We start from the raw sequence: 26,421 nt of genomic DNA, 5'->3' as shown, positions 1-26,421 counted from the left end.
TATGGCATACGCAGAAAGGTTCGGTCCCTGATGAGAGAGACCCCGGCGATCGAGGCCACCGGCCTGACGAAGTCCTACGGGCGGAACACGGTCGTCGACGGCATCGACCTGGCGGTCGCACGCGGTGCCGTCTTCGCCCTGCTCGGCCCGAACGGCGCGGGCAAGACCACCACCGTCCGCATCCTCGCCACCCTCACCGCCGCCGACGCGGGCCGGGCCTCGGTGGCGGGGCACGACATCGTCACCGAACGCTCCCGGGTGCGCCACGCCATCAGCCTGACCGGCCAGTTCGCCGCGGTGGACGAGAAACAGACGGGCGAGGAGAACCTCCGGATGATGGCCCGGCTGCGCCGCCTCCCCCGCCGCGAGGCCCACCGCCGCGCCCACGAACTGCTGGACCGTTTCGATCTCACCGCCGCCGCCCGGCGCCTGGTCGGGACCTACTCCGGCGGAATGCGTCGCAGGCTCGATCTCGCGGCCGGTCTGGTGGGCGATCCCGAGGTGCTCTTCCTGGACGAGCCGACGACCGGCCTCGATCCGCGCAGCCGGGCGGAGTTGTGGCAGGTGGTGCGGGAGCTCTCCGGCGACGGCGCGACCGTCTTCCTGACCACGCAGTACCTGGAGGAGGCGGACCGGCTCGCGGACCGTATCGCGCTGGTCGACGGGGGCCGACTGGTGGCCGAGGGCACGGCCGACGAACTGAAGACCCGGGTCGCCGGCCACCGCCTCGACCTCGTCGCGACGGACACCCCGGCGTACTGGCGGATCACCTCCCGCCTCGACGGAGTCCCCCGCCTGAGCCCCGGACCCGGAACCGGCGCAGGACCCGAAACCGGCCCAGGCGCAGGCGCAGAAACCGGAACCGGAACCGGACGCGTATCGGAACCGGGCACCGCATCAGGTCAGCGGACGACGACCCGCCGCACGCACCACTCCCCCGAGACCCTCACCATCGGCCTCCCCACGAACGGCACCGCCACCGAGGTCCGCGCCCTGCTCGACGCCATGGACCCCGACCGGTCCGACATCGCCCGCTTCTCGGTCCACCAGACCACCCTCGACGACGTCTTCCTCACCCTGACCGGCAAGGAGCCCGCCCATGTCTGACGCGCTCGCCCAAGCAACGACGATGGCCGCCCGCAGCATCCGGATCAACATGCGCAATGTCGACGCCCTCATCACCGCGATGATGCTGCCGCTGATGCTGATGTTCTGCTTCGTCTACTTCTTCGGCGGGGCCATCGACACCGGGGCGGCCTATGTGACCTACGTCGTCCCCGGCATCCTCATCCTCTGCGCCTCCTTCGGTTCGGCGACCACGGCCATCGGGGTGGTCGAGGACATGAAGAACGGCATCATCGACCGGCTGCGCTCCCTCGACATCGGCGGCGCGGCGATCCTGGCGGGCCATGTCGCCGCCAGCACCCTGCGCAACCTCGCCTCCACGGCCCTGGTGCTCGTCGTCGCCCTGCTGATCGGCTTCCGCCCCTCGGCATCACCCGCCGGCTGGCTCGCGGCCGGCGGCATCCTGATCGCCTTCCTGATCGCGTTCTCCTGGCTCTCGGCGGCGATCGGACTACTCGCACGCACCCCGGAGGCGGTGAGCGGCTTCACCTTCTTCATGACGTTCCTGCCCTATCCGAGCAGTGCGTTCGTCCCGATCGACACCATGCCGAGCTGGCTCCACACCTTCGCGGCCCATCAGCCGATCACCCCACTGATCGAGTCCCTGCGGGGCCTGCTGCTCTCCGAGCCGGTGGGTACGGCGCCCTGGACGGCGCTCGCGTGGTGCGGAGGCATCCTGGCAGTGGCAGTGGCGGCCTCGGGCACCCTGTTCCGGGCCCGTACGGCATGACCGCACCGCCCGGGCCGATCTCACCGCGCACGGGAGATCGGCAACATCAGCGACATCGGCTCCAGAGACCCGCACCGCCCACGGAACATCGCCCAGCGGCGTCAGAAGCGGTGTCAGAAGATGTCCGGGCACCACGGCAGCCTCGGCGTGCGGAACATCCGCTCCGCCGTCAGGGCCGCACCCGCCCGGTGCTCCTCCAGCGCCCCCAGCGCCAGCAGCCGCACCGGCGAGGCGTCCCCCAGATAGAGCGCACCCAGCTCGGAGACGTCCAGGCTGAGATCGGGCGCGTCATCGGTCGGGGCGCAGTCGACGCCCTGGGGGCCGGTCTCCAGCCGGAAGCGGCCCCCCGCCAACCCCAGTCGGTCCCGCACCTCCAGGACGAGGGTCGCCGAGGCGTCATACGTACGCGCCTCCAGGGCCCGTACGACATCCAGGATCCGCACCCACATGAAGTCGGCCTGGGTCTCCACCCGCGCCGCCCGGGGGTCCGGCAGCAGATCGGGCAGCAGATCATCGGGGGCCCGGTGGCCCGACTTCACGGTGGTGATCCAGTCGACCGAACAGACGAAGTGCCAGAGCGCGCGCTCGGCCGCGGGCGTGGCCGCCAGCAGCTCGCGGACCTTCGCCGTGTTCAGCGGCTGCTTGGCATCGCCCCAATGGTCGTCGGCCTCGTAGGCCAGCAGGCCCTCCACCTCACCGGCCGGTGAGCGGTAGACCGCGTAGAAGGGCTCGGTCCAGGGGGAGAGCGGCGCCGGGTCCTTGCCGGTGTTCAGCAGCCACCAGCGGTCGTCACGGCTGACCAGACCGGCCCGGCCGGCGGCGACGCGGGCGTGCAGCTCCGGTCCGAGCTTCCGGACGTCCGAGCCGTCCACCATGTCGATCCGGCCGCCGTCGCCCGGGCCGGACCAGCGCGGGTCCAGACCGGTGCGCGGTACGTCCACGGACCACTGGGTCGTCCGGGCGGCCGGGCCGAAGCCGTACCGGCCGTAGATGGGGTACTCGGACGCGATGAGCGTGGACACCGCGTCGCCGCGCTCCCTCGCCACCGCCAGGTTGTCGCTCATCAGCCGACTGAGCAGTCCACGGCGGCGGTGGGTGGGGCTGACGGAGACATTGGTGACCGCGCTGGCGGACAACTGCCCGCCGCCGACGACGGAGAGCCGCTGCTCGAACATCCGGTAGGTGGCCACCCAGCGGCCCTCGTCGTACGCGCCGTGGGTACGGGCGAGATCCATGACCTCGCGGCGCCCGGCGATCTGGGCGTCCGTGAAGACCGGCGGACGCAGAAACCCGGTCGACACCGCCCGTAGCCAGTCGGGGAATTCGGATTCGGTGACGGTACGGATCTCAAGGGTCATACCCCCCACGCTAAGCAGAGCGGGTTCAGAAAGTCGCGCGAATTTCGCCGACCTCCGCGCCCCCGCCGAGCAGCGGCGCGCGCCCGATCCGGGCCACCACCGGGGCTGCCACGCCGTGCAGCTCCAGGGCGCGGGCCAGCACCGGTCCGAGCGCCCGCCCGGCGCCGTCGTCGATCTTGAACGCCAGCGCCCTGCCGTCCGCGAACGCGACCGCCTGGACGGCCTCCGCCCCCATCTTGGAGAGGGTGCCCGGCACCTCCCGCATCAGCCAGGTGTCGGGGCGCCGGGTGCCCGCCACGTACTCGGGGTGTGCGCGCATGGCGTCCGCGACCCGCCGTTCGGCCGTCCCGGGCGCGGCCGTGACGAGCGACCGGAAGGCGCGCGCGAGGCCGGTCAGACCGATCGCCAGCAGCGGGGCCCCACAGCCGTCGGTGCCGACGGCCGCGACCCGCTCGCCCGACGCCTCCTCGACCACCGAGTGGATCAGCCGCTGGAGCGGATGGGCCGGGTCGAGATAGGTCGTACGGTCCCAGCCGTTGTGGGCGCAGGCGGCCAGCATCGCGGCGTGCTTGCCGGAGCAGTTCATGGTGATCGGGTCCCGGACCAGTCCGGCCGCGAGGTACGCCTCGGCCTCGACCGGGTCCAGCGGCAGGTCGGGCGGGGTCTGGAGCTCGTCAGCGGCGATTCCCCGCTCGGCGAGCATCGTGCGTACGAGCTCCAGGTGAAACGTTTCTCCGGAATGACTCGCAGCCGCCAGCGCGAGCCGCTCCCCGGCCAGCTCAAGACCGGCGCGCAGCACACCGACCGCCTGGAAGGGCTTGTTGCTGGAACGGGGGAAGACGGGCGCGTCCGGATCTCCGAGCGCGAGTTCCACACCGCCATCGGCCGCCAGGAGGACGAGCGACCCCCGGTGGTGGCCCTCGACAAAGCCGGAACGTACGACTTCGGCGAGGACCGGGGGTATGGCGGTCGTGGTCGCGGTCATGCTCTTCGTGGGCCTTCCGGACGACTGGGAGACCCGCTCCCGAGACCCTCCGGATCGCGGAGTCGCCTCAGGTCAGCAGGTCGTCTACTTGTGCTTCGCCCTCACGGTACCTGCGGGCGATCTCCCCGCTGCAATCGTCGGCCGTGCGCTGGAGCAGTTGGCGGCGGCGGGAGACCTGCTGCTCGTAGCGGATCAGCCGACCCATTCCCGAATGCAGCTCGTCGTCCGTCCGGGCGTCGAGATCGGACAGCTCTACATCGGCGAGCATGTCGGCGGCGAGCCGCCGGTACTCCTCGCCGTGCGGCGTGGACAGCGTGACGTGGCGGGCGGAGCTGCGGTGCCGGGAGGGCGCGTCGGCGAGGATCTCGGAGAGCCGGTCGACCACCGGGGTCTCCGGGTCCGTACGGCGGGCCAGCTCGGCCCGAAGGATGTCGATCCGCCCCTGGAGCAGCCGCCGCAGATAGCTGAGGTCGGCCTCGTCCCGCTGGGAGTCCCGGCGCAGGGTGCGCAGCTCGGCGAGGCGGAGGGTCGGGAGGTCGTACCGCGGCGGGTCACCGAGGGCCCCCGCCACGCTCACCGCGAACGTGGCGCGCTGCTGGGGCGGGAGCGTGGGGTGCGGATGGCCGGGACCGATACCGGCCGTCGGACCGGAACCCCCGCCACTGGGGCCGGGGGCGGGGTGGCTGTGTCCGGCGCCGGGATGGGTGTGCCCGGTGCCGGAGTGGGTGTGACCGGGGTGCGCTGTCGCCGTCAGGGTCGCTGTCGGCAGTGGAAGTGCTGGAGTCGGTACGGGACCGGTGGGCTGCCCGGTTCCAGATGTGCTCATATGCCTATGTCCGTCCCCTCGACCGGTGCATGGGGTCTCCCCGGGCCCGGAGGGCCGAGGGGATGCACTGCCTCTGTGCATCGTGCCACTCCGGATACGTTCGACGCAGGCGCTCTGCACCCGTTCAGCCGCAGATAGGTTGGTCTGTATGCGTGCGGTGGTGCAGAGGGTGGACGGCGCGAGTGTCGCCGTGACGGATGGGTCCGGGACCGAGACGGTCGGCGAGATCATGGGCGAGGGGCTGTGTGTGCTGGTGGGAGTCACCCATGAGGACACCCCCGAGAAGGCGGCTCAACTGGCGAGAAAGCTGTGGTCACTGCGGATCCTGGAGGGTGAGAAGTCCTGCTCGGACGTGAATGCGCCGTTGCTGGTGATTTCGCAGTTCACTCTCTACGGGGACGCCCGGAAGGGCCGCCGCCCCACCTGGAACGCGGCGGCCCCGGGTCCGGTCGCGGAACCACTGGTCGATGAGGTGGTGGCCCGGCTGCGCGAACTGGGCGCCCGGGTGGAGACGGGACGCTTCGGGGCGAGCATGCGGGTCTCCCTGACCAACCAGGGGCCGTTCACGGTACTGCTGGACCTCTGAGGGCTCCGATGCCATCAGGGCCACGGGCTACGGCTGCGGCTAGGACCAAGGACTACGGCTCGACCACCGTCTCCTGTGCCGCCGCGGTGTCCCCGGCCATCAGCTCCGCGTCCACCGGTACGTTCCGCTTCACCAGGGCCAGCGCGATCGGCCCCAGCTCGTGGTGGCGGGCCGACGAGGTGACGAAGCCCAGCTTGCGGCCTTCCGCGCCGTCCGACGCCAGCCGGATCGGGGTGCCGGGGCCCGGCAGATGGACCTCGCTGCCGTCGAGGTGCAGAAAGACCAGCCGGCGCGGCGGCTTCCCCAGGTTCTGGACGCGCGCCACCGTCTCCTGCCCCCGGTAGCAGCCCTTCTGGAGGTGGACCGCGCTACCGATCAGGCCCAGCTCGTGCGGGATGGTGCGGTGGTCGGTCTCGAAGCCGAGGCGGGGACGGTGCCCCTCCACGCGCAGCGCCTCGTAGGCGAGGATGCCCGCGGCCGGGCCGTGCTCGGCCGCGTACGCCGCGAGGTCGTGGCGCGGCAGGAACAGATCGCGGCCGTACGGGGTCTCCCGTACGACGACACCGGCCGGCACCTCGGCGATGGAGCCCGCGGGCAGGTACACCACCGCGAAGTCCTCGGTGCGGTCGGCGACCTCCACCCGGTAGAAGAACTTCATCGACTCCAGATAGTCGACGAGCGCGCCCTGCGTACCGGGCTCGACATGCATCCAGACCGTCTCGCCGTCGTCCACGAGAGCGATCACATGCTCGATATGGCCGTTGGCGGAGAGGATCAGCGCATCAGTGGAGCGGCCGGCCGGCAGATCGGTCATGTGCTGGGTGAGCAGCAGATGCAGCCAGGTCAGCCGGTCGCCACCGGTGACGGTGATGACCCCCCGGTGCGAGAGGTCGACCAGGCCGGAGCCGTCGGCGAGGGTGCGCTGTTCCCGGAACAGGTCGCCGTAGTGCGCGGCGACGCCGTCGTCGGCGCCCTCGGCGGGGACGGCACCGGGCAGGGACAGCAGAGGGCTCTTCACAGTGGCCATGGGGAAAGCCTACGACTCGGTAGTTGAAGGCTCAGCGGAGCACCGCTCACAGCGGCCGAAGATCGCGAAATGCTTCATATCGGTGTCGAAGCCGAAGGTCTCCCGCAGCTTCGCGGTGAACTCGGCCGCCACCTCGACGTCCGCCTCGATCACGCTCGTACAGTCCCGGCAGACCAGATGGATGTGATGGTGGCGATCGGCCAGATGGTAGGTCGGCGCGCCGTGCCCGAGGTGGGCGTGGGAGACGAGACCCAGCTCCTCCAGCAGCTCCAGGGTCCGGTAGACCGTGGAGACATTGATCCCCGCGGCGGTTTTGCGCACCTCGCAGAGGACGTCGTCGGGCGTCGCGTGCTCCAGCGTGTCGACGGCTTCGAGGACGAGCTGGCGCTGCGGGGTCAGGCGGTAGCCGCGCTGCCGCAGATCACTCTTCCAGTCGGTGCTCACCACACCTCCAGTGTAGGCAGGCGGGCACCGCCCACTTGAAGAAACGGTCACGCCCTACTTGAAGAAGGCGATCCCGTCGTCCGGAAGGTCCCCGAGGTCCTTGGCCCACGCCTCGACCTGCTCGGGCGAGACGACCTTCTTCAGGTGCGCGGACATGTACGGCCGCAGCGGGACCTCGGGGGTGGACTTCTCGCCCACCCACATCAGGTCGCCCTTCACGTACCCGTAGAGCCGCTTTCCACCGCTGTACGGGCCGGAGGCCGCGGTGCGGGCGACCGCGTCGGTCACCAGGTCGATCTGCGGCTTCTGGTCGGCGAGGTCGCCGTACCAGATCTCCACGACGCCCTGGTCCCGGACCATGACGATCTCGACCTTGCGGTCCTTGTCGATGCGCCAATAGCCGTGCTCGCTCTCCAGCGGGCGGACCTTGTTGCCCTCGGCGTCGAGGACCCAGGAGTGCGAGGCGTACTCGACGAAGTCCCGGCCGTCGTGGCTGAAGGTGACGGACTGGCCGAAGTTGCACTTCTCCGCGCCCGGGAAGTCGGAGACGCCCGCGCCCTCCCAGGTACCGAGGAGGAAGGCGAGGGGGACGAGGCCCGGGTTCAGGTCGGACGGAATCTCGATCATGATCAGCTCTGGCGATCTGTAGTGGCGACGGGTACGGAACGGACGGGCCGGGCGGAGTCCGACCCGACCGGGGAGGGCACGGCGGACGGACCGGCCCTACCGACGGGACTCTGTAGGCAGGGACTAGCGCTGGCCCTGGTACAGCTTCTTCACGGTCAGGAAGGCGAAGGCGCCGACGCCGATGCAGACCAGAACAAGCAGGGCTTCGAAGAATGCCTCAAGCACGGGGGGCTCCTCGGTCGACGCGGTGGGCTGAACCCTCAGACGGGTCCGGACCCCAGCCTAATGGGTTGCCCCCCGGCCGCCCGTGCGAGGTCAGCCCGCCAGTCGGTTCCGGAGGAGTCGGCGCCCGGTCGCCCCGCACGCCGTGGCCGACGGCGGTCCGGGTGGTGGCGCCCATTACAGTTCGGTCATGGCGAAGAAGCTCGTGATCAAGGTGACCGCGGGCGCCGACGCGCCCGAGCGCTGCTCGCAGGCGTTCACGGTGGCGGCCGTCGCCGCCGCCAGCGGTGTCGAGGTGTCCCTCTGGCTGACCGGTGAGTCCGCGTGGTTCGCGCTGCCCGGGCGGGCGGCCGAGTTCGAACTGCCGCACGCCGCGCCGCTGCCGAGTCTGATCGAGTCCATCCAGGCGGCCGGGGTGATCACCCTCTGCACCCAGTGCGCGGCGCGGCGCGATATCAGCGAGCGGGATGTGCTCGACGGCGTACGGATCGCGGGGGCGCAGGTCTTCGTCAGCGAGATCATGGCCGACGGCGTGCAGGCCCTCGTCTACTGACCCTCCGGCGCCGACCCTCCGCCCCCCGGCTGCTACCGGCGTTTCTTGCCGTCGAGTTCGTCCCACCAGTCGTCGGACTTGGGGTCGCCGCTGGGATCGTCCCACCAGCGGTCGTCCGGTCCGCGCCGGTTCGCGACCATCGCCGCGATGGGTGGGATGACCATGGCGACCAGGCACATCGCCACGGCGGCCGGTACCGACCAGAGCCGCACGAAGGCCCAGGCGGAGACGAACAGGAACAGGCATCCGCCCATCAGCAGGAAATAGGCACGCCGGCGCCGTGCGTACATGCCTCCAGGGTACGACCGGGGCCCGCCCGACCCCCGACCCGTCTGGCGCGACACGCCCGACGCTCCGGGTGCGGAAGTACGCGGCCGCACGCGGCGGTACCCGGCGCTCCGGGGCACGAGGGCTTCGGGCGCGACGCTCCGGACTCGGCAGTACGCGGCATCCGGGCCCGGGGCCCCGTCAGCACCACGAACCGCGGAGCCGGTGGCCCTCGGCGTCCCATCGGCATCCCATCGGCGTCCCCTCGGCGCCTCCTCGGCGCCTCCTGGCATGACCGAAGGGCCGCACCCCTTTCCCAGTGGCGTCCAACCCCCGGGGGTGCGGCCCTTCGGCCGGTTCGGTGTGATCGTGGTTCAGACCGCGATGGCGACCTCCGCGAGCCCACCCGTCTGCGCCACGACCGTACGGTCCGCCGAGCCTCCGGGGACCAGCGCGCGCAGGGTCCACGTGCCCTCGGCCGCGTAGAAACGGAACTGTCCCGTCGCCGAGGTCGGGACCTCGGCGGTGAACTCGCCCGTCGAGTCCAGCAGGCGGACGTAACCGGTGACGGGCTCGCCGTCGCGGGTCACCTGCCCCTGGATCGTCGTCTCACCGGGCTTGATCGTCGAGGCGTCGGGGCCACCGGCCTTCGCTCCACACATACAGCTCTCCAATGGTTCCGGAAACTCCGGGGATCAGGGGTTACTTGGCCGCGCCGAGCTCGATCGGCACGCCGACCAGGGAGCCGTACTCGGTCCACGAGCCGTCGTAGTTCTTGACGTTGGTGACACCGAGCAGCTCGTGCAGCACGAACCAGGTCAGGGCGGAGCGCTCACCGATGCGGCAGTAGGCGATGGTGTCCTTCGCCAGATCGACCTGCTCGTCGGTGTAGAGCGCCTTCAGCTCGTCGTCCGACTTGAAGGTGCCGTCGTCGTTGGCATTCTTCGACCACGGGATGTTGCGGGCGCTCGGCACGTGGCCGGGGCGCTGCGACTGCTCCTGCGGGAGGTGCGCCGGGGCGAGCAGCTTGCCGCTGAACTCGTCGGGAGAGCGCACGTCGACCAGGTTCTGCGCGCCGATCGCGGCGACGACGTCGTCACGGAAGGCACGGATCGAGGTGTCCTGCGCCTTGGCCTTGTACTCGGTCGCCGGGCGGCTGGGGACCTCGTCGACCAGGTCGCGGGAGTCCAGCTCCCACTTCTTGCGACCGCCGTCGAGGAGCTTGACGCCGTCGTGGCCGTAGAGCTTGAAGTACCAGTAGGCGTACGAAGCGAACCAGTTGTTGTTGCCGCCGTAGAGGATGACGGTGGTGTCGTTCGCGATGCCCTTGGCGGAGAGCAGCTTCTCGAAGCCCTCCTGGTCGATGAAGTCGCGGCGGACCGGGTCCTGGAGGTCCTTGGTCCAGTCGATCCGGATCGCGTTCTTGATGTGGTTCTTCTCGTAGGCCGAGGTGTCCTCGTCGACCTCGACAATGGCGACCTTCGGGTCGTCGATGTGGGCCTCGACCCAGTCGGCGTCTACCAGGACGTCGCTGCGGCTCATGCTGTTCTCCTCCGGGGCAGTGTGCGGCGGGTGGTACGCAGAAGGCGGCGCGAATACGCGGAAGAAGCGGGCGTACCGCTCGGGGGGCGGCCCTGATCAGCGCTCGAAGGGCCACGGGTTACGGGAGCGGGACTCCCGCTCAGACGGCGCGACAGAGCATGGCGGCGACGCGGCACAGGTCGACTGCCCGCCGCTTCGTGAGATCCGCCTGTCGCTGCTTCATATTCCCGATCGTAGGGACGGTTCGCCCGTCATGTCACCGGCGTGTCGAATAATGAGACACGATCGTCCACCATTCGATACGCGAAGACCCTGGAGGCCCGCCGCGCCGGACGGGGGAGCAGCTCAGGGCCGTTAGCCTCCTACCCAGCGGACAGCCACGTCTCACCATGCGGCCACGGCCCGTTTTGGACAGGTTTCGGTGGCGGCGGTGCGGTCGGCGATGGCTGGGACCGTCCGACGAACCCCGAAGCCGGGGACGGCGAAGGCCCCGGAGCCCTGAGGGGGCTGCCGGGGCCACACCGGTACGACAGGGAGCAGGAACCAGGGCCGGAGACGCTTCCGGCTCAGGGTCGGGCATCAGCCGACCAGCGCCACGCCCCGGCCGGTCCCGGCGAACTCCAGCCCGCCCCGGGTCGTCTCCAGCCGGTCGAGCTTGAGGCTCGACGGCATCTTCTCGATCTTGAGTTCGTAGTCCACGGCGTCACGCAGCTTGTCGCCGAGGCCCGGCACCGGAATCGACGGCAGGGCGTCGGCCTTGAGCCTGATCGTGTCGCCACCGCGCAGTTCGACCGTGCTGTACGTGCTGACGCTGCGGTCCCCCAACAGCGCCTCGGCCGCCCGCGGCAACGAGATCCCGGCCCCCTTCAGCACATCAGCGAGCACGCCCTCGATCTTCACCTGGTTCTTCGCGGCGCGCTCGGCGCCCGCGAAGGTGACCCGGGCCCCTTCGGGCGCGGCCTTCGTCAGATCCGCGTACGAGATCCGGGCGGAGCCGTCGGCGCGGCCCGCGACGGCGGAGGAGTAGCTGCTGTTGACCTTCACATCCCGCAGCTCGGCCTTGACCTCGGTGACATTGACCGTACGGCCGCCGGCGGTGGCGCTGAGCCCGCCGAGGCTGACGTCCACATCCTCCAGCCGCTTGTCCACGACCTGGGTGAGGAAGGGGAAGCCGTTGATGGACACCTCGGGCGTCGAGCTGAGCCCCTGGCTGCTGCGGACCCTGTCCGCCACCTCGGACTCGGCCAGATTGACGGCGATCCGGTCCGCGGCGATGAACAGGCCGCCGATGACCACAGTGAGGATCAGCAGTATTCGCAGTGCGCGCATGGCCCGGTCTCCCTTGCCTCGATCCGTCCGCTACTCGTACGCCCGAGGAAACGGTCAGGTCCGGACGACGCCTTGTCGTTATTCATCGACGTACGGGCGCGACCAAAGGTTCCTCATCACCCCGGCCGGGGTGATGAGGAACCCTGGTTCGTCCCGTCGGGCCAGCGGTCAGGACGGCCGTCAGGCCAGTACCCGTCCGATCAGATAGACGGCGGGCGCGGCGGCCGTCAGCGGCAGCGCGACCCCGGCGGTGAAGTGGACGAACCGGGACGGGTAGTCGTAGCTCGCCACCCGCAGTCCGACCAGCGCGAGTCCGCCGGCAGCCAGACCGAGCAGCGCGGCGCCGGAGTCGAGGTCCGTGAATCCGCCCACCGCGACACCCGCACCGGCCGCCGCCAGCAGCGACAGCACCACGGACGCGACGGCGGGCAGCGGCAGCGCGCGGGCCACCGCGGCGACCGCGACGGCGATCCCACCGACCACCACGGCGTCGTCCGACGCCGCGAGGTACCCGGCGGCGAGGATGGCGAGCGCCGCCGACGCGACCGTGGCCATCAGCCCCTGCATCCGCTCGTCCGCGCCCGCGTGGCTGCGCAGCTGGAGGACGAGGATGATCAGCACCCAGACGCCCAGGGTGCCGAGGATCGCCGCCGGGGCGTTCTCCCGGCCGACCCCGAGGAGCACGGCGTCGGCGGCGAGACCGCCCGCGAAGGCGAGCGCGATGCCCTGGCGGGCGGGCCACATGCCGTTCAGCCGGAACCAGCCTGCCGCGGTGACGGCCTGGAGCAGGACGAGCGGCACGAGCAGCCCGTACGAACCGACGGCGGCACCGGCCGCGAGCAGCACGCCGAGACCCGCGGTGAGCACGGCGGGCTGGATGCCGGGCGCGATGATCGGCGACCGGCCCTCGGCACGGGCGCGCTGGGCGTCAGTGACGCGGGCGTTGCCACCGACGGTGGGGGCGCTGTAGCCGTCAGGGGTGACCGCGGCCGGGGTTTCGGCGGGGGCGTCGCTGTACGGGGCCGCATCGTGGGCGGCCTCGTCGTACGGGACGGAGTCGTACGGGGCCGAGCCGTACGGCTCGTGGGGCGCGGCCGGGGCCTCCGGGGGCAGCGGGCGGGCGCCCTGCTGCGGTGTCGGCGGCGCGTACGGGGCGTGCTGCTGCGCCTGCGCGAACGGAGCCTGAGGCTGGGCCTGCGCGTACGGAGCCTGAGCCTGGTGCTGAGGCTGGACCTGGTGCTGGACCTGCTGCTGGGCCTGGTGCTGGGCCTGGACCTGCTGCTGGGCCTGCTGCTGCTGCGGGGCGTAGGGGGCCTGCTGCTGCTGGGGATACGGGGCCTGCTGGTACGGATCCTGGGCCGGGGGGAGATATCCGCCGGCCCGCTCGGGCGGCAGTGCGGTGGGCGTCACCGGCCCGGCGGGTGGCACGAGTCCGGCCGGTGGCACGACGGGCTGGTAGTGGGTGTCCCAGGTCTCGCCCTCCCAGGTCTGAGCGGCGTCCGCGCCCTCCTGGTGCCCGGGCCCCGGCTCCTGCGGATACGGCCCGGCTCCCGGCGCCTGTCCCGGGTGGGGCTCGGTGTACGGGTTGTACGGCTGCTGCTGTTGCCCGTACGGATACTGCTGATCGCTGCTGCTCATGCTGTGCGGTTCACCCTCCTGCGAACGGCGGGAGCACCTCGACCGTGCCGCCCTCGGCAAGCCGTACGGTCTCATGGCTGCGGGTTCCGACGGGATCGCCATCGATCAGGAACGAGCACCGGTCGAGGACACGGGCCAGTTCTCCGGGGTGCCGCGAGCGGGCTCCGGCGAGCGCCTCGGCGAGCGTGCCCGCCGTGAACGGCTCCTCGGCAACCCCGGCTGCCGCCTTGGCCGCGGCCCAGTAGCGGATCGTTCCCGCCGCCATGCCCCACCCCTTCCCGTCGCTTCTCGTCGCTTCTCGTCGTGCTTGTCCGGAGCCATCTGCGTATCCGGAGCCGTCCGCGGCTGGGGCGCCAACGACCGTCGTCCGCCGTCAGCCGCTGCCGGCCGGGCGTCGGCATCCATCATGGGCCATCCCGTCAGGGGCCATCCGGTCCCAGGCCATGGGGCGCGGCCGAAGGGTCGGTCAGCCAGCGGGCGATCCGGGCGAGCAGATCGCCGTCCGCGGCGTTCTCCGCGTGCCCCATGCCCGCCTCCAGCCAGAGTTCGGCGGGACCTGCCGCCGCCAGCGTCCGGGGGTGGTCGAGCGGGAAGTACGGATCGCGGTCGCCGTGCACGATCAGCAGCGGGGTGGGGGCGATCAGCGGGACGGCCTCGACCGGGGAGAGCGGCACCGGATCCCACTCCCGGGTGTGGATACGGGTGCGCAGCCCGTACCGCCCGACCGCCCGCCCCAGGGGGCGCGTGATCACCCAGTGCACCCGGCGCATCGGTGCCGTACCCCGGTAGTACCAGCGCGCGGGGGCGCTCACGGCGACGACAGCGTCCGTCCGTGCTTCGATTGCTCCCGGAGTGCGCCCCTCGGCCTCCGGGGGCCCTCCGTGGGTGGCGGCGTGGCGGAGCACCACGGAGCCGCCCATCGAGAAGCCGACCGTCACCACCCGGCGATGGCCCCGTGCCCGCGCCCAGGCGACGGCCGCGGCCAGGTCGAGAACCTCCCGGTCACCCACGGTGGAGCGGCCTCCGGAGCGACCGTGCCCCCGGAACGAGAAGGTCACCACGTCCGCGTACCGGGCGAACACCTGTGCGGCACGGCGGAGGGCGGGACGGTCGACCGATCCGGTGAAACCGTGCGCCACCACGATGGCGGTCCCGGCCCGACCACGCGTACAGGGTTGGTAAAGGGCTTCGATCCGGACGCCGTCCGATGTAGTAAGGGTGGTACGGATGGATTGGGGCGCGGTTCCGGGCGCGGTTCCGGGCGCGGTTCCGGGCGTGGAGCCACTCACCGAAGCAGTCACCGAAGCACTCACCGAGGCAGTCACTGGGGCAGTCACCGGGGCGCTCACCGGGGCAGTCACCGCACCACTCTCCGAGCCGTCCACAGAATCGTGCGCGTGGTCGGGAGTGATCGGGGAAACGTCCACAGTGTGAAATCGGCCCTCTTGCTCCGGATCCATGTGAGCTATTCTGCTCGGAAGAGGATCCGGGCGATGCAGCCCCCGGGTCCTTTTGTGTTTCCTGTCCGTTGTTACAGACAGGTGAACAGTTCGAACCGTACGACGCGCATTTGGCAGGGCCGCTAGTTACGTCCTCGCAGGGACCGAGGAGGAACCGACGTTATGGGCGAGCGAACCGTGCACAACCGTAGGACGATGCAGGTAACCGCAGGTCAGGGAGGTGGCACCCGATGAGTTCGCTGCTACTGCTGACGAACGCGCTCCAGCCGTCGACGGAGGTGCTCCCCGCCCTCGGTCTGCTGCTCCACAACGTGCGGGTGGCGCCCGCGGAAGGTCCCGCCCTGGTCGACACCCCGGGCGCCGACGTGATCCTGGTCGACGGCCGCCGCGACCTGCCACAGGTGCGGTCGCTCTGTCAGCTACTGCGCTCCACCGGGCCCGGCTGTCCGCTGATCCTCGTCGTGACGGAGGGCGGGCTCGCCGCCGTCACCGCCGACTGGGGCATCGACGACGTCCTCCTCGACACCGCCGGTCCCGCCGAGGTCGAGGCCCGGCTCCGGCTGGCCATGGGCCGCCAGCAGATCACCTGCGACGACTCCCCCATGGAGATCCGCAACGGCGACCTCTCGGTGGACGAGGCGACCTACAGCGCGAAGCTCAAGGGCCGGGTCCTCGATCTCACCTTCAAGGAGTTCGAACTCCTGAAGTACCTGGCGCAGCACCCGGGCCGGGTCTTCACCCGCGCACAGCTCCTCCAGGAGGTGTGGGGCTACGACTACTTCGGCGGCACGCGCACGGTCGACGTCCATGTCCGGCGGCTGCGCGCCAAACTCGGCCCCGAGCACGAGTCCCTCATCGGGACCGTGCGCAACGTCGGGTACCGCTTCGTCGCCCCGGAAAAGGTGGAGCGCGAGGCTTCGGAGGCCGCTGCCGCGTCCGCCCGTAAGGACGCGGCGTCCCAGCAGCACAAAGCCTCCGTACGCCCTGCCCAGAGGTAGGTCACCCCGCGTAGACTGCCGCGCGTGGCCAAGGTGACGCGGGACGATGTGGCGCGACTGGCGGGTACTTCGACCGCCGTCGTCAGCTATGTCATCAACAACGGACCCCGGCCGGTCGCCCCGGCCACCCGGGAACGGGTACTCGCGGCGATCAAGGAGCTGGGTTACCGGCCGGACCGCGTCGCCCAGGCGATGGCGTCCCGCCGTACCGACCTCATAGGCATGATCGTGCCGGACGCGCGCCAGCCCTTCTTCGCGGAGATGGCACACGCGGTGGAACAGGCCGCGGCCGAGCGCGGGAAAATGGTCCTCGTCGGCAATTCCGACTACCGCCATGAGCGCGAGGTCCACTATCTGCGGGCGTTCCTCGGGATGCGGGTGTCCGGGCTGATCCTCGTCAGTCAGGGCCTCACCGAGTCGGCGGCGGCCGAGATCGAGGCGTGGGAAGCCCGTGTGGTGCTGCTGCACGAGCGCCCCGAGGCGATCGACGACGTCGCCGTGGTGACCGATGACATCGGGGGCGCGCAGCTCGCCACCCGTCATCTGCTGGAGCACGGGAACGCGTACGTGGCGTGCCTCGGCGGCCCCGATTCGACCCCGCCCGTCGGGGACCCGGTGACCGACCACGTCGAGGGTTGGCGGCGCGCGATGCTGGAGTCCGGCCGATCGGTGGACGGCCGGCTGTTCCAGGCGCCGTTCAACCGGTACGAGGCGTACCAGGTCGCCCTGAAACTCCTGTCGGGCCCTGACCGGCCCCCGGCGATCTTCTGCTCGACGGACGACCAGGCCATCGGCGTGCTCCGGGCCGCCCGCGAACTGCGGATCGATGTCCCCGGCGAGCTGGCGGTGGCGGGCTTCGACGATGTGAAGGAAGCGCATCTGACCGACCCGCCGCTGACCACGGTCGCGTCGGACCGCCCGGCGATGGCCCGTGCGGCGGTCGATCTGGTCCTGGACGAGAGCCTCCGGCTGACGGGCTCCCGGCGCGAGCGGGTGAAGCAGTTCCCGTCGGGCCTGGTGATCCGCAGGTCCTGCGGCTGCGGTTAGCCGCCGAAGGCGCTAGCTCTTTCAGGTACGGGTCGGGTACGGGTCAGATACGGATCGGGCCTGCGGCGGCTGCGGGTAGCTCCTGCTCCTGCTCCTGCTCTTGCTCCTGCTCTTGCAGCCGGGGCTCGGGCCTGCGGTCGCGGACCGGCCGTGCGACTGCGGGCAGCTCTTGCCGCCCGGGGGGCTCGGGCGTGGCACGGGCCGGCGGCCCGAGCCAGGCGGGCAGCCGCCGAGGGGCTCTTACCGGCCCCCTACAAGGTTCTCGTCCGCTTCTCAGCGCCGCCTCAGACTCCTCTCATCTGCGGCCAGCACAGTCGTACCCATGACGGACCACTATCGCGAGCAGCCCTACTACCCGCAGGCGTACGACTCCGCCTACCCCGCCCCGCCCGCCCAGCCGCCGCACGCCCCGCAGGGCCACCGCCGCCGTGGCCGTCGCACCGTCGGGCTGCTCGTCGCCGTCGCCATCGTGGCCGCCACCGTCGGCGGTGGGACGGCAGCACTCGTCGACGGATTCGGCGACGAGGGCACCGCGCCCACCGGCTCCGGTATCACCGGGACCAATGTGTCCACCAGCAGTACCGGCACCGTCGCGGGCGTCGCCGAGGCCGTCACCCCCAGCATCGTGGAGATCAGCTCGGGCCGGTCCACCGGCTCCGGAGTGATCATCACGGGCGATGGCGAGATCATCACCAACAACCACGTCGTCTCCGGCGCCGACACCGTCAAGGTGCGCCTGAGCGACGGCAAGAGCTACCAGGCGGATGTCGTCGGCACCGCGCCCGACAAGGACCTGGCGCTGATCAAGCTGAAGGGCGCGAGCGGGCTCAAGACCGCCGCCCTCGGGGACTCCGCCCAGCTCAAGGTGGGCGAGGAGGTCGTCGCCATCGGCTCGCCCGAGGGCCTGACCAACACCGTCACCAGCGGCATCGTCTCCGCGCTCGACCGCGATGTCACCGTCGCGAAGGAGCAGGACCCGCGGCAGCGACAGCAGGAGCAGCAGCAGGAGAACGGCTGGCCCTTCGAATTCGGCGGGCAGCAGTTCAACGGCGACACCGGGGACTCCACGACCACGTACAAGGCCATCCAGACGGACGCCTCGCTCAACCCCGGAAACTCCGGCGGCGCGCTCATCAATATGCGCGGGGAGATCATCGGCATCAATTCGGCCATGTACTCGCCGAGCGCCGCGACCGGGTCCACGGCAGGCAGCGTCGGCCTCGGCTTCGCCATCCCGATCGACACCGTCAAGGACCTGCTCGACGATCTGCGCGACGGAGACCGCTGAGCGATGCGCGGGTGGCGGGTGGCGGGCAGCCGGAGCGGTTACGGGGAAGGGCGGCGGCGACCCTTCCCCGTAACCGCTCGGGCTGAGCCGCGCGTGCGACGCTGGATCCCATGACGACTCCCCGTGAAGGCGAACGCATCCTCATCGTCGACGACGAGCCCGCCGTCCGAGAGGCGCTCCAGCGCAGTCTCGCCTTCGAGGGGTACGGCACCGAGGTCGCCGTGGACGGTGTCGACGCGCTCGCGAAGACGGAGTCGTACGGTCCGGATCTGCTCGTGCTCGATATCCAGATGCCCCGCATGGACGGGCTGACCGCCGCCCGCCGTATCCGGGCGGCGGGCTCGACCGTGCCGATCCTGATGCTGACCGCCCGCGACACGGTCGGCGACCGGGTCACCGGTCTGGACGCCGGGGCCGATGACTACCTGGTCAAGCCGTTCGAGCTGGACGAGCTGTTCGCCCGGATCCGCGCGCTGCTGCGCCGCCGCTCGTACGCCACCAACGCAGACGCGGCCCACGACGACGACGGTCACGAGGTGCTGGCCTTCGCCGATCTGCGCATGGACCTGGGCACCCGCGAGGTCCACCGGGGCACCCGGCCGGTCGAACTGACCCGTACCGAGTTCACCCTCCTCGAACTGCTGCTGGCCCACCCCCGGCAGGTGCTCACCAGGGAACAGATCCTCAAATCCGTCTGGGGCTTCGACTTCGAGCCCAGCTCCAATTCACTGGATGTGTATGTGATGTACCTGCGACGCAAGACCGAGGCGGGTGGTGAGCCGCGCCTGGTGCACACCGTGCGCGGGGTGGGGTACGTGCTCCGGGCCAGCGGCGGCGAGGGGTGACGGGCCTCGTCCGCCGGTTCCGCGCGCTCCCGCTGCGCTCCCGGCTCGCGCTGCTGGTGGCCACCGCCGTCGCCGTCGCCGTCGCGGGCGTCGCCGTCGTCTCCTGGCTGCTGACCCGGGCGCAACTGAACGACGAGCTGAACAACACGCTCAAGAACACCAGCGCGTCGGTGGGCTCCGTACAGGCGGCCCTCTCCCTCTGCGCCCGGGGGCAGAGCCGGACCGAGGACTATCCGGTCTTCGCGTACACCCAGATCGTCGCGCCGGACGACAGCCGCTGCGTCGCCCCCGGCTCGACCGGGGTGAAGGTGAAACCGTCGGACATCGCCGTCGCCGAGGGCCTGCTCAAGAACACCCTGCACAACAGCGTGACGGACAACGGAGCACCGGTGCGCGTGCGCACGGAACGGGTGGAGTTCGCCCCCGGCCAGGTCGTGGCCGTCTCCGTGTCCCGGCCGCTGGGCGAGATCGAGACCTCCCTGAACCGGCTCGCCCTGCTGCTCAGCTGTGTCGCGGGCCTCGGCGTCGTGGGCGCCGGTGTCGCCGGCCTCTGGGTGGCGCGCACCGGGCTGACCCCCGTCGACCGGCTCACCGAGACCGTCGAGCATGTGGCCCGTACGGAGGATCTGACGGTCCAGATCCCGGTCGAGGGCGAGGACGAGATCGCCCGGCTCTCCCGCTCCTTCAACTCCATGACCGCCGCACTCGCCTCGTCCCGTGACCGACAGGCCCGGCTGATCGCGGACGCGGGCCACGAACTGCGGACCCCGCTGACCTCGCTGCGGACCAACATCGAACTCCTCGTCCGCAGCGAACAGACCGGCCGCGCGATCCCGCCCGCCGACAGGCAGGCGCTCATGGCCTCGGTGAAGGCCCAGCTGACCGAGCTGGCCGCGCTCATCGGGGACCTCCAGGAACTCTCCCGCCCCGACGCGGCCCAGGGCGGCCCGCTGACGGTCGTCGCCCTGCACGACATCGTGGAGACCGCCCTGCGCCGGGCACGCCTGCGCGGCCCCGAGCTGACCTTCGCGACCGACCTCGCGCCCTGGTACGTACGGGCCGAGACCGCCGCGCTGGAACGGGCGCTGGTCAACGTGCTGGACAACGCGGTGAAGTTCTCGCCACCGGGCGGCACGGTCGAGGTGCGCCTGAGCGACGGCGAACTGACCGTACGGGACCACGGCCCCGGCATCCCCGCCGACGAACTCCCCCACGTCTTCGAACGCTTCTGGCGCTCCCCCTCCGCCCGCTCCCTGCCGGGCTCGGGCCTCGGCCTGTCGATCGTGGCCCGCACCGTCCAGCAGGCGGGCGGCGACATCACCCTCCGCCCGGCCCCGGACGGCGGCACCAGCGCGTCGATCCGCCTCCCGGGGGCGTCGGAACCACCGCCGTCGCATCTCTGAGGGGAGGGCGGGTGACGGCGGGGACCGGGCACCGGGGGCCGAGCACCGGCTGACGGCGCGGTCCGGGGCGGGTGCCGTAGAGTCCGTCCCCGCCTTCTGCGGGGGTGGTCCCCAGCCGTTCGCAATGTTCAGCCTTCGCCCGTGGTGTTCCCCGCGCACGCGGGGGTGGTCCCCACCACGACATCTGCTGCCCGGTGGCGGTGGCGTGTTCCCCGCGCACGCGGGGCACCCATAAACCTCCCCGCACCCTCTCAACTGCGCGTCAGTCGAACCGATTTGACGACTTTGCGGGTCACCCTCCCGCCCGACTAGTGTCCTCTCACGTCCGTCAGACGCCTTCGACGGGACACACATCGATGTGCGGACACAGCGAGCCGGGCCAGCCAAGTCCGACACAACTGCGCCGCGCCCGATGCCCCTCGCCCCGACTGCGAACGTCAGTTTTCGGCGGAGACATCCCCGGGCCGTGACATCGGCCCGGGGCCCTTTGCTTCCAGCACTTGTTCTCGCGCTCGCCCGCCCAGCAAGAGGGTGCCCTCATGCCTGATGCGTCGTCACCGTCCCCCCGCTCCGAATCCCGAGCACCCTTCGTAGAGCTGAGCCCCGCCGCCCGTACCGTCTGGGCCAAGCACGACCGGGATACCGATCAATGGCTGCCCCTGTGGAGACATATGGCGGACAGCGCAGCGGTCGCGGGGAAGCTGTTCGACACCTGGTTGCCCCGGAACGTCAAAGCTCTCGTGGCCGAGGCGCTGCCCGGGGGCGAGTCGGACGCGCGGCGGCTGATCACCTTCCTCGCGGCGGCCCACGACACCGGCAAGGCCACCCCCGCCTTCGCCTGCCAGGTGGACCCGCTCGCCAACCCGATGCGCGCGGCCGGGCTCGCCATGCGGTCCGAGAAGGAGTACGGGACCGACCGCCGCATCGCCCCGCACGGCCTGGCCGGGCAACTCCTGCTCCAGGAATGGCTGTTCGAGCGGTACGGGATGGACACCCGGACCTCCGGAGCGTTCGCGGTCGTCGCCGGTGGCCACCACGGCACGCCGCCCGAGCACCAGCAGATCCATGATCTTCAACTCCGCCCACGGCTCCTCCGGCATCCGGGTCCGAGCGCCGACGTATGGCGTGATGTGCAGTACGAGTTGATGGACGGGTGCGCCGCGCTCGCCGGTGTGGAGGACCGGCTCCGGGCCTGGCACGCGGTCCGTCTGCCGCAGACCGTACAAGTACTGCTGACGGCCGTGGTGATCCTCGCCGACTGGATCGCCAGCTCCACCGAGCTGTTCCCGTACGACCCCTCCTCCTGGCTCCCCGCAGGGCCGGCCGGTGAGGCCCGTCGGCTGCGGGCCGCCTGGGAAGGGCTCGATCTGCCGGGCCCGTGGGCGCCCGAGGAGCCCGCCCAGTCGGCGGAGCGGCTCTTCGCGGACCGGTTCGCCCTGCCGGAGACGGCGGAGATCAGGCCGGTGCAGGCCGAGGCCGTACGGATGGCACGCAGTATGCCCGCCGCCGGGCTGCTCATGATCGAAGCGCCGATGGGCGAAGGGAAGACGGAGGCGGCCTTCGCCGCTGCGGAGATCCTGGCGGCACGGACCGGTGCCGGTGGCTGTCTGGTCGCCCTCCCCACGCGGGCCACGGGCGACGCCATGTTCCCCAGACTGCTGGACTGGCTCGGCCACCTCCCCCTCGACGGCCCCCGGTCCATCGTCCTCGCGCACGCCAAGGCCGCGCTCAACGACGTCTGGGCGGGCCTGCTGCGCCAGGGCAACCGTACGATCGCGGCCGTCGAGCCGGACCGTCCCGAGCGCGTCAGCAGACTGCGTGTGGAGCGGCCCGGACCGGCCGGGCTCCACGCCCACCACTGGTTGCGGGGACGGAAGAAGTCACTGCTCGCGTCGTTCGCGGTGGGGACGATCGACCAGGTCCTCTTCGCCGGGCTCAAGAGCCGCCATCTGGCCCTGCGCCATCTCGCGGTCGCCGGCAAGGTCGTGATCATCGACGAGGTGCACGCGTACGACGCCTATATGAGCCGCTACTTGGACCGGGTGCTGGAGTGGTTGGCGGCCTACCGGGTGCCCGTGGTCCTCCTCTCGGCCACCCTCCCGGCCGAGCGCCGGCGCGCGCTGGCCACGGCCTACAGCGGGGCGGAACCGACCACCAACACCCCAAACGACACCACCGACACCACCGACACCACCGACACCCCGGACGATGCCTATCCGCTGATCACCGCCGTCGCGCCGGGCGCGCCCGCCCTCACCGCCCGGCCCGCAGCCGCCTCCGGGCGCCGTACCGCGGTCGTACTGGAACGGCTTGACGACGATCCGACACTGCTCGCCGACCGGCTGGAGTCGGAGCTCCGGGACGGCGGCTGCGCCCTGGTCGTACGGAACACTGTGGACCGGGTCCTCGAAGTGGCCGATGTGCTGCGGGAGCGGTTCGAGGCCGACGAAGTCACGGTCGCCCACTCGCGCTTCCTCGCCGCCGACCGGGCGGCCAGGGACGCGGAGCTGCGCGAGTGGTTCGGGCCCGGCCGGGACCGTCCCACGAGACGCCATGTGGTGGTGGCCAGCCAGGTGGTCGAACAGTCCCTCGACGTGGACTTCGATCTGCTCGTCACCGATCTGGCACCGGTGGACCTCGTGCTCCAGCGCATGGGGCGGCTGCACCGGCACCCGCGCCTCCGCCCGCCCGGTCTCGTCCAGGCCCGGTGTCTGGTGACCGGTGTGGAGTGGCGCGGGGAAGTGCCGCCGGAGCCGGTACGGGGGTCGCGTTCCGTCTACGGGGAACACACGCTCCTGCGCGCGCTGGCCGTGCTGGAACCGCATCTGGACGGTCTCCCCCTGGTGCTGCCCGATCACATCAGTCCGCTGGTGCAGAGCGCGTACGGAGACGGGGCACTCGGCGCGGCCGAGTGGGCCGACTCCATGGAGAAGGCCCGGATCGCCCATTTCCATCTGCTCGCCAAGAAGCGCGAGAAGGCCGGGGCCTTCCTCCTGGGTCCCGTACGCCGGGCGGGGCGACCGGTGTACAGCTGGCTGGGGGCCGACGCCGGGGACGTCGATGACAGCCAGGCCGGGCGGGCCCAGGTCCGGGACTCGGAAGAGAGTCTGGAGGTGCTGGTGGTACGGCAGTTGCGGGATGGACGGCTCACCACCGTCCCGTGGTTGGACAAGGATCGGGGCGGAGTGGAGCTGCCCACCGACTTCCCGCTGGACCGGCGGGCGGCGGAAGCCGTCGCCGCGAGCGCGATCACTCTTCCCTGGCAGTTCTCCGGACCGTGGGCTGTCGACCAGACCATCGCTGAGCTGGAGCGTTTCGTTGTTCCGGCTTGGCAGGCGAAGGAATGTCCGTGGGTTGCGGGGGAGTTGATGCTCGTTCTGGACGAGCATTGTCAGACCCGTCTGGCAGGCTACGGAATCAGGTACAGCCGCGCCGACGGACTGCGGGTGGCCGCCCCCGACGCGCCCGCTCCCCGGGACACGGCGGACGGCGCGGGAGACGAGGAGAGCGATGAGCAGCCCAGTGGGACAACCGCACGGCTTACGGACGCGTCCGGCGCCACGAGTGGCCCGTCCGAGGTTATGGACGGCCCGCCCGACAGCATGGACGGCCCGCCCGACGGCGCCGACGGTACGGACCGGGTGAGGCCCATGCCGACGGACATCCCCTCGAAGCCGCCAGGACCGCCGTCCTTCGACCTCATCGACCAGCCCTGGCTGCCCGTCCAGCACCAGGACGGCAGCACCCAGGAGTTTTCCCTCCAGGACGTCTTCGCCCGGGCCGGGGAAGTGCGGCGACTGGTGGGCGATGTGCCCACCCAAGAATTCGCCCTGCTCCGGCTGCTCCTCGCCATCCTGCACGACGCACTCGACGGTCCCGCCGAGCTGGACGACTGGGGCGAACTCTGGCGGTCGGAGGATGCCTTCGCCCCCGTCGCCGCCTATCTCGACGCCCACCGGGACCGGTTCGACCTGCTGCACCCGGAGTCCCCGTTCTTCCAGGTCGGTGATCTGAGAACCGCGAAGGACGAGATCGCCTCCCTCAACCGGATCGTGGCCGACGTCCCGAACGGCGACCCCTTCTTCGCCATGCGTCGACCGGGCGTGGACCGGCTCTCGTACGCGGAGGCCGCCCGCTGGCTGGTCCACGCACACGCCTACGACCTGTCCGGCATCAAATCCGGCATGGCGGGCGACGACCGGGCGAAGGCCGGGAAGGTCTACCCCCTCGGAGTCGGCTCCACCGGCAATCTGGGCGGAGTCTTCGCCGAGGGCGCGAATCTGCACGAGACCCTTCTGTTGAACCTGGTCGCCCTGGACGAGGGCGTGGTCGACTTCGAGGACCATGACGGGGCGGCCGACCTGCCCGTCTGGCGGCGCCCTCCCCCCGGTGCCGGCCCGGAGTTGCCGGCCGGACGCGGACCGAACGGACTGCGTGACCTCTACACCTGGCAGTCGCGCCGGATCCGTCTGCACCCGGCGGAAGACGCGGTCACCGGTGTCGTCCTCGGCTACGGCGACCCGCTCGCCCCCTTCGCGCCCTGGACCGTGGAGCCCATGTCGGGCTGGCGGCGCAGCCCCACGCAGGAGAAGAAGCAGGGGCGACCGCTGGTCTATATGCCGCGCCAACACGATCCGAGCCGCGCGGCCTGGCGCGGACTGGCCGGCCTCCTCCCGTCCCGGGACTCCGCGTCGAGGGGAGCGGGCGGCAAACCGCGCGACGCGCTGCCCTCCGGGGTGGTCCGGTGGTTCTCCATGCTCACGACCGAAGGGGAGCTGCCGCAGCAGCGACTCATCAGAGTGCGGCTCATCGGAGCGAAGTACGGGACCCAGCAGTCCGTCATGGACGAGATGGTGGACGACTCCCTGACCCTGCCACTGGTCCTGCTGCACGAGGAGAATCCGGAGTACGGCGCCACCGCGATCGACGCGGTGCACGACGCGGAGGACGCCGTGACCGCGCTCGGGCATCTCGCCGGGAATCTCGCCCGGGCCGTCGGCTCCGATCCCACCTCGGCCGTCGACTCCGCACGCGATCTCGGCTTCGGCTCCCTCGACGGACCGTACCGACGATGGCTGGCGCGTCTCACCCCGCCGTGCGACCTCGCCCGTGCCCGCCAGGATTGGCAGATCACCGTACGCGCCCGGGTGATCGACCTGAGCCGAGGACTCCTCGACAGCGCGGGCCCGGCGGCGGCCGAAGGTCGGGAGGCCGATATCCCCGGCGTGGGCAAGCGCTGGATCGATGACGCGCTCGCGGAGCTGTGGTTCAGGAAGCGGCTCAACCAGGTGCTCGGCCTGGCCACCACACGGCCCGAGGACTCCCCTCCCCCTCCTGACGACAACCCGCCGGAGACCACCTCATGACCACCACCCAGCAGCCGTCCACGGACGGGTACGGACGCGAACCCATGCCCCCCGGCCTCGCCACGATCCGCTGCGTCAAACGACTCCAATACCCGTACCGCAATGACAGTCCGGCCGCCGTGGCGGTACTGGCACGGCTGCGCCGGAGCGCCGGACGACCGGTTCATGAATCCCCCGATAGCTGGGGGATCGACGGTCTGGAGGACCTGGCCACCGTCCGGGAGACGGCCCCCGTGCGGCGCAAGGACGTGGGGCGCGATCTCGCCGAGGAGAACGCCGTACATCTCGCCGTCACCCTGTGGGCACTGCACCAGCAGTCCGTCCACGACGCCAATATGCACGAGTTCGGCCACGGCCTCGGCCGGGCGGTGCGCCGGCTGGCGACGGCGAAGAGTGACCCGGGCGCCACGGCGCCGGACGGACAGAAGGCGCAGCCCAACGCCGAGCTGAGCGAGACCCTCCGCAAGCGCTTCGTCCGCATCGGCACCTCCACCTCGTACGAATCACTCGCCGTCCGGTTGCGTGAGATGACCGTGCTGCTGCGGGCCGCCCGCATTCCGCTCGACTACGGACTCCTCGCGGACCAGCTCTTCCAGTGGCAGGACGAGAGCCGCCGGGCAGAGATCCGCCGCGCTTGGGGCCGCGACTTCCACTTCTCGCACCGGACAACACGGCCCCGGTCCCCCGAAGCGCCGGCCGACACGGACCTGTCCGGCGCGTGAGCCGCGAACACTCCAGGCACGACGACTCCAGGC

The 26,421-nt window shown here is 71.1% G+C and carries 25 protein-coding genes; 11 read left to right on the top strand and 14 right to left on the bottom strand.

The window, feature by feature from the left end:
• The first annotated feature begins 30 nt into the window (after nt 1-30).
• A complete protein-coding gene (locus ACH4S7_RS30355) occupies nt 31-1,107 on the top strand; it encodes an ABC transporter ATP-binding protein (RefSeq protein ID WP_398524547.1) in 1,077 nt (358 codons plus the stop codon).
• Entirely contained in the window at nt 1,100-1,855 is a 756-nt protein-coding gene (locus ACH4S7_RS30350; protein WP_398524546.1) for an ABC transporter permease, read from the top strand. Before ACH4S7_RS30355 ends, ACH4S7_RS30350 begins: the two co-directional genes overlap by 8 nt.
• A gap of 113 nt (nt 1,856-1,968) precedes the next feature.
• Here ACH4S7_RS30350 and ACH4S7_RS30345 read toward each other — a convergent pair whose 3' ends face one another.
• The 3 genes from ACH4S7_RS30345 to ACH4S7_RS30335 all read right to left on the bottom strand — a co-directional run bounded on the left by ACH4S7_RS30345 (nt 1,969) and on the right by ACH4S7_RS30335 (nt 5,024).
• Nucleotides 1,969-3,213, bottom strand: a complete 1,245-nt coding sequence (locus tag ACH4S7_RS30345) for a GNAT family N-acetyltransferase (protein ID WP_398524545.1) — start codon at nt 3,211-3,213, stop codon at nt 1,969-1,971.
• A 25-nt stretch (nt 3,214-3,238) separates the two neighbouring features.
• Nucleotides 3,239-4,198 (bottom strand): asparaginase, encoded by a 960-nt coding sequence (locus ACH4S7_RS30340; protein ID WP_398524544.1) that lies wholly within the window; start codon nt 4,196-4,198, stop codon nt 3,239-3,241.
• 67 nt (nt 4,199-4,265) lie between these two features.
• Nucleotides 4,266-5,024, bottom strand: coding sequence for an ABC transporter substrate-binding protein (locus ACH4S7_RS30335; protein ID WP_398524543.1), 759 nt, complete (start codon nt 5,022-5,024; stop codon nt 4,266-4,268).
• 148 nt (nt 5,025-5,172) lie between these two features.
• On the opposite strand from ACH4S7_RS30335, the gene dtd reads away from it, so the two are divergent.
• Complete coding sequence (gene dtd / locus ACH4S7_RS30330) at nt 5,173-5,610, top strand: D-aminoacyl-tRNA deacylase (protein ID WP_398524542.1); 438 nt, start codon at nt 5,173-5,175, stop codon at nt 5,608-5,610.
• Between the two features lie 52 nt (nt 5,611-5,662).
• Here the strand turns inward: dtd and ACH4S7_RS30325 are convergent, their stop codons facing one another.
• The 3 genes from ACH4S7_RS30325 to ACH4S7_RS30315 are packed head-to-tail and all read right to left on the bottom strand — an operon-like array spanning nt 5,663 to nt 7,708.
• Complete coding sequence (locus ACH4S7_RS30325) at nt 5,663-6,628, bottom strand: YgfZ/GcvT domain-containing protein (RefSeq protein ID WP_398524724.1); 966 nt, start codon at nt 6,626-6,628, stop codon at nt 5,663-5,665.
• An 18-nt stretch (nt 6,629-6,646) separates the two neighbouring features.
• Nucleotides 6,647-7,084, bottom strand: coding sequence for a Fur family transcriptional regulator (locus ACH4S7_RS30320; RefSeq protein ID WP_398524541.1), 438 nt, complete (start codon nt 7,082-7,084; stop codon nt 6,647-6,649).
• Nucleotides 7,085-7,135: 51 nt separating this feature from the next.
• On the bottom strand, nt 7,136-7,708 hold the full coding sequence (locus ACH4S7_RS30315) for an FABP family protein (protein ID WP_398524540.1): 573 nt from the start codon (nt 7,706-7,708) through the stop codon (nt 7,136-7,138).
• Nucleotides 7,709-8,120: 412 nt separating this feature from the next.
• Between ACH4S7_RS30315 and ACH4S7_RS30310 the strand changes: the two genes are divergently transcribed.
• Nucleotides 8,121-8,483 carry a DsrE family protein gene (locus ACH4S7_RS30310; protein ID WP_398524539.1) on the top strand — a complete coding sequence of 121 codons (363 nt, stop codon included), beginning with the start codon at nt 8,121-8,123 and terminating at the stop codon, nt 8,481-8,483.
• 32 nt (nt 8,484-8,515) lie between these two features.
• Here the strand turns inward: ACH4S7_RS30310 and ACH4S7_RS30305 are convergent, their stop codons facing one another.
• The 8 genes from ACH4S7_RS30305 to ACH4S7_RS30270 all read right to left on the bottom strand — a co-directional run bounded on the left by ACH4S7_RS30305 (nt 8,516) and on the right by ACH4S7_RS30270 (nt 14,488).
• Complete coding sequence (locus ACH4S7_RS30305; protein WP_398524538.1) at nt 8,516-8,773, bottom strand: DUF3099 domain-containing protein; 258 nt, start codon at nt 8,771-8,773, stop codon at nt 8,516-8,518.
• 351 nt (nt 8,774-9,124) lie between these two features.
• Complete coding sequence (locus ACH4S7_RS30300) at nt 9,125-9,412, bottom strand: DUF1416 domain-containing protein (protein WP_328311485.1); 288 nt, start codon at nt 9,410-9,412, stop codon at nt 9,125-9,127.
• A gap of 40 nt (nt 9,413-9,452) precedes the next feature.
• Nucleotides 9,453-10,292 carry a sulfurtransferase gene (locus tag ACH4S7_RS30295; RefSeq protein WP_398524537.1) on the bottom strand — a complete coding sequence of 280 codons (840 nt, stop codon included), beginning with the start codon at nt 10,290-10,292 and terminating at the stop codon, nt 9,453-9,455.
• Nucleotides 10,293-10,431: 139 nt separating this feature from the next.
• The gene (locus ACH4S7_RS30290; RefSeq protein ID WP_350807544.1) at nt 10,432-10,515 is read right to left on the bottom strand and encodes a putative leader peptide; all 84 of its coding nucleotides are present in this window, start codon (nt 10,513-10,515) and stop codon (nt 10,432-10,434) included.
• Between the two features lie 356 nt (nt 10,516-10,871).
• The gene (locus ACH4S7_RS30285; RefSeq protein WP_398524536.1) at nt 10,872-11,621 is read right to left on the bottom strand and encodes a DUF2993 domain-containing protein; all 750 of its coding nucleotides are present in this window, start codon (nt 11,619-11,621) and stop codon (nt 10,872-10,874) included.
• 180 nt (nt 11,622-11,801) lie between these two features.
• Nucleotides 11,802-13,259: a hypothetical protein gene (locus ACH4S7_RS30280; protein WP_398524535.1), complete on the bottom strand. Its 1,458-nt coding sequence runs from the start codon at nt 13,257-13,259 to the stop codon at nt 11,802-11,804.
• A 10-nt stretch (nt 13,260-13,269) separates the two neighbouring features.
• Complete coding sequence (locus ACH4S7_RS30275) at nt 13,270-13,524, bottom strand: MoaD/ThiS family protein (protein WP_398524534.1); 255 nt, start codon at nt 13,522-13,524, stop codon at nt 13,270-13,272.
• Between the two features lie 154 nt (nt 13,525-13,678).
• Nucleotides 13,679-14,488, bottom strand: a complete 810-nt coding sequence (locus tag ACH4S7_RS30270; protein WP_398524723.1) for an alpha/beta hydrolase — start codon at nt 14,486-14,488, stop codon at nt 13,679-13,681.
• 461 nt (nt 14,489-14,949) lie between these two features.
• On the opposite strand from ACH4S7_RS30270, the gene ACH4S7_RS30265 reads away from it, so the two are divergent.
• The 7 genes from ACH4S7_RS30265 (at nt 14,950) to casB (ending at nt 26,388) form a co-directional block, all read left to right on the top strand.
• A complete protein-coding gene (locus tag ACH4S7_RS30265; RefSeq protein ID WP_398524533.1) occupies nt 14,950-15,717 on the top strand; it encodes a response regulator transcription factor in 768 nt (255 codons plus the stop codon).
• Nucleotides 15,718-15,741: 24 nt separating this feature from the next.
• Entirely contained in the window at nt 15,742-16,764 is a 1,023-nt protein-coding gene (locus ACH4S7_RS30260; RefSeq protein WP_398524532.1) for a LacI family DNA-binding transcriptional regulator, read from the top strand.
• A 322-nt stretch (nt 16,765-17,086) separates the two neighbouring features.
• Nucleotides 17,087-18,052, top strand: a complete 966-nt coding sequence (locus ACH4S7_RS30255) for a S1C family serine protease (protein WP_398524531.1) — start codon at nt 17,087-17,089, stop codon at nt 18,050-18,052.
• A 110-nt stretch (nt 18,053-18,162) separates the two neighbouring features.
• A complete protein-coding gene (locus tag ACH4S7_RS30250; protein ID WP_398524530.1) occupies nt 18,163-18,897 on the top strand; it encodes a response regulator transcription factor in 735 nt (244 codons plus the stop codon).
• Entirely contained in the window at nt 18,894-20,300 is a 1,407-nt protein-coding gene (locus ACH4S7_RS30245) for a sensor histidine kinase (RefSeq protein ID WP_398524529.1), read from the top strand. The genes ACH4S7_RS30250 and ACH4S7_RS30245 overlap by 4 nt, the downstream gene beginning before the upstream one ends.
• Nucleotides 20,301-20,839: 539 nt before the next feature.
• Nucleotides 20,840-25,666, top strand: coding sequence for a type I-E CRISPR-associated protein Cse1/CasA (casA, locus tag ACH4S7_RS30240; protein WP_398524528.1), 4,827 nt, complete (start codon nt 20,840-20,842; stop codon nt 25,664-25,666).
• Entirely contained in the window at nt 25,663-26,388 is a 726-nt protein-coding gene (casB, locus tag ACH4S7_RS30235; RefSeq protein WP_398524527.1) for a type I-E CRISPR-associated protein Cse2/CasB, read from the top strand. Before casA ends, casB begins: the two co-directional genes overlap by 4 nt.
• Nucleotides 26,389-26,421: the final 33 nt, after the last annotated feature.

It is taken from the genome of Streptomyces sp. NPDC020965 (assembly GCF_044333555.1).
Taxonomy (GTDB): Bacteria; Actinomycetota; Actinomycetes; order Streptomycetales; family Streptomycetaceae; genus Streptomyces.
Note: the sequence above shows the minus strand (reverse complement) of the source record. Positions and strands in the feature narration are given on the sequence as shown.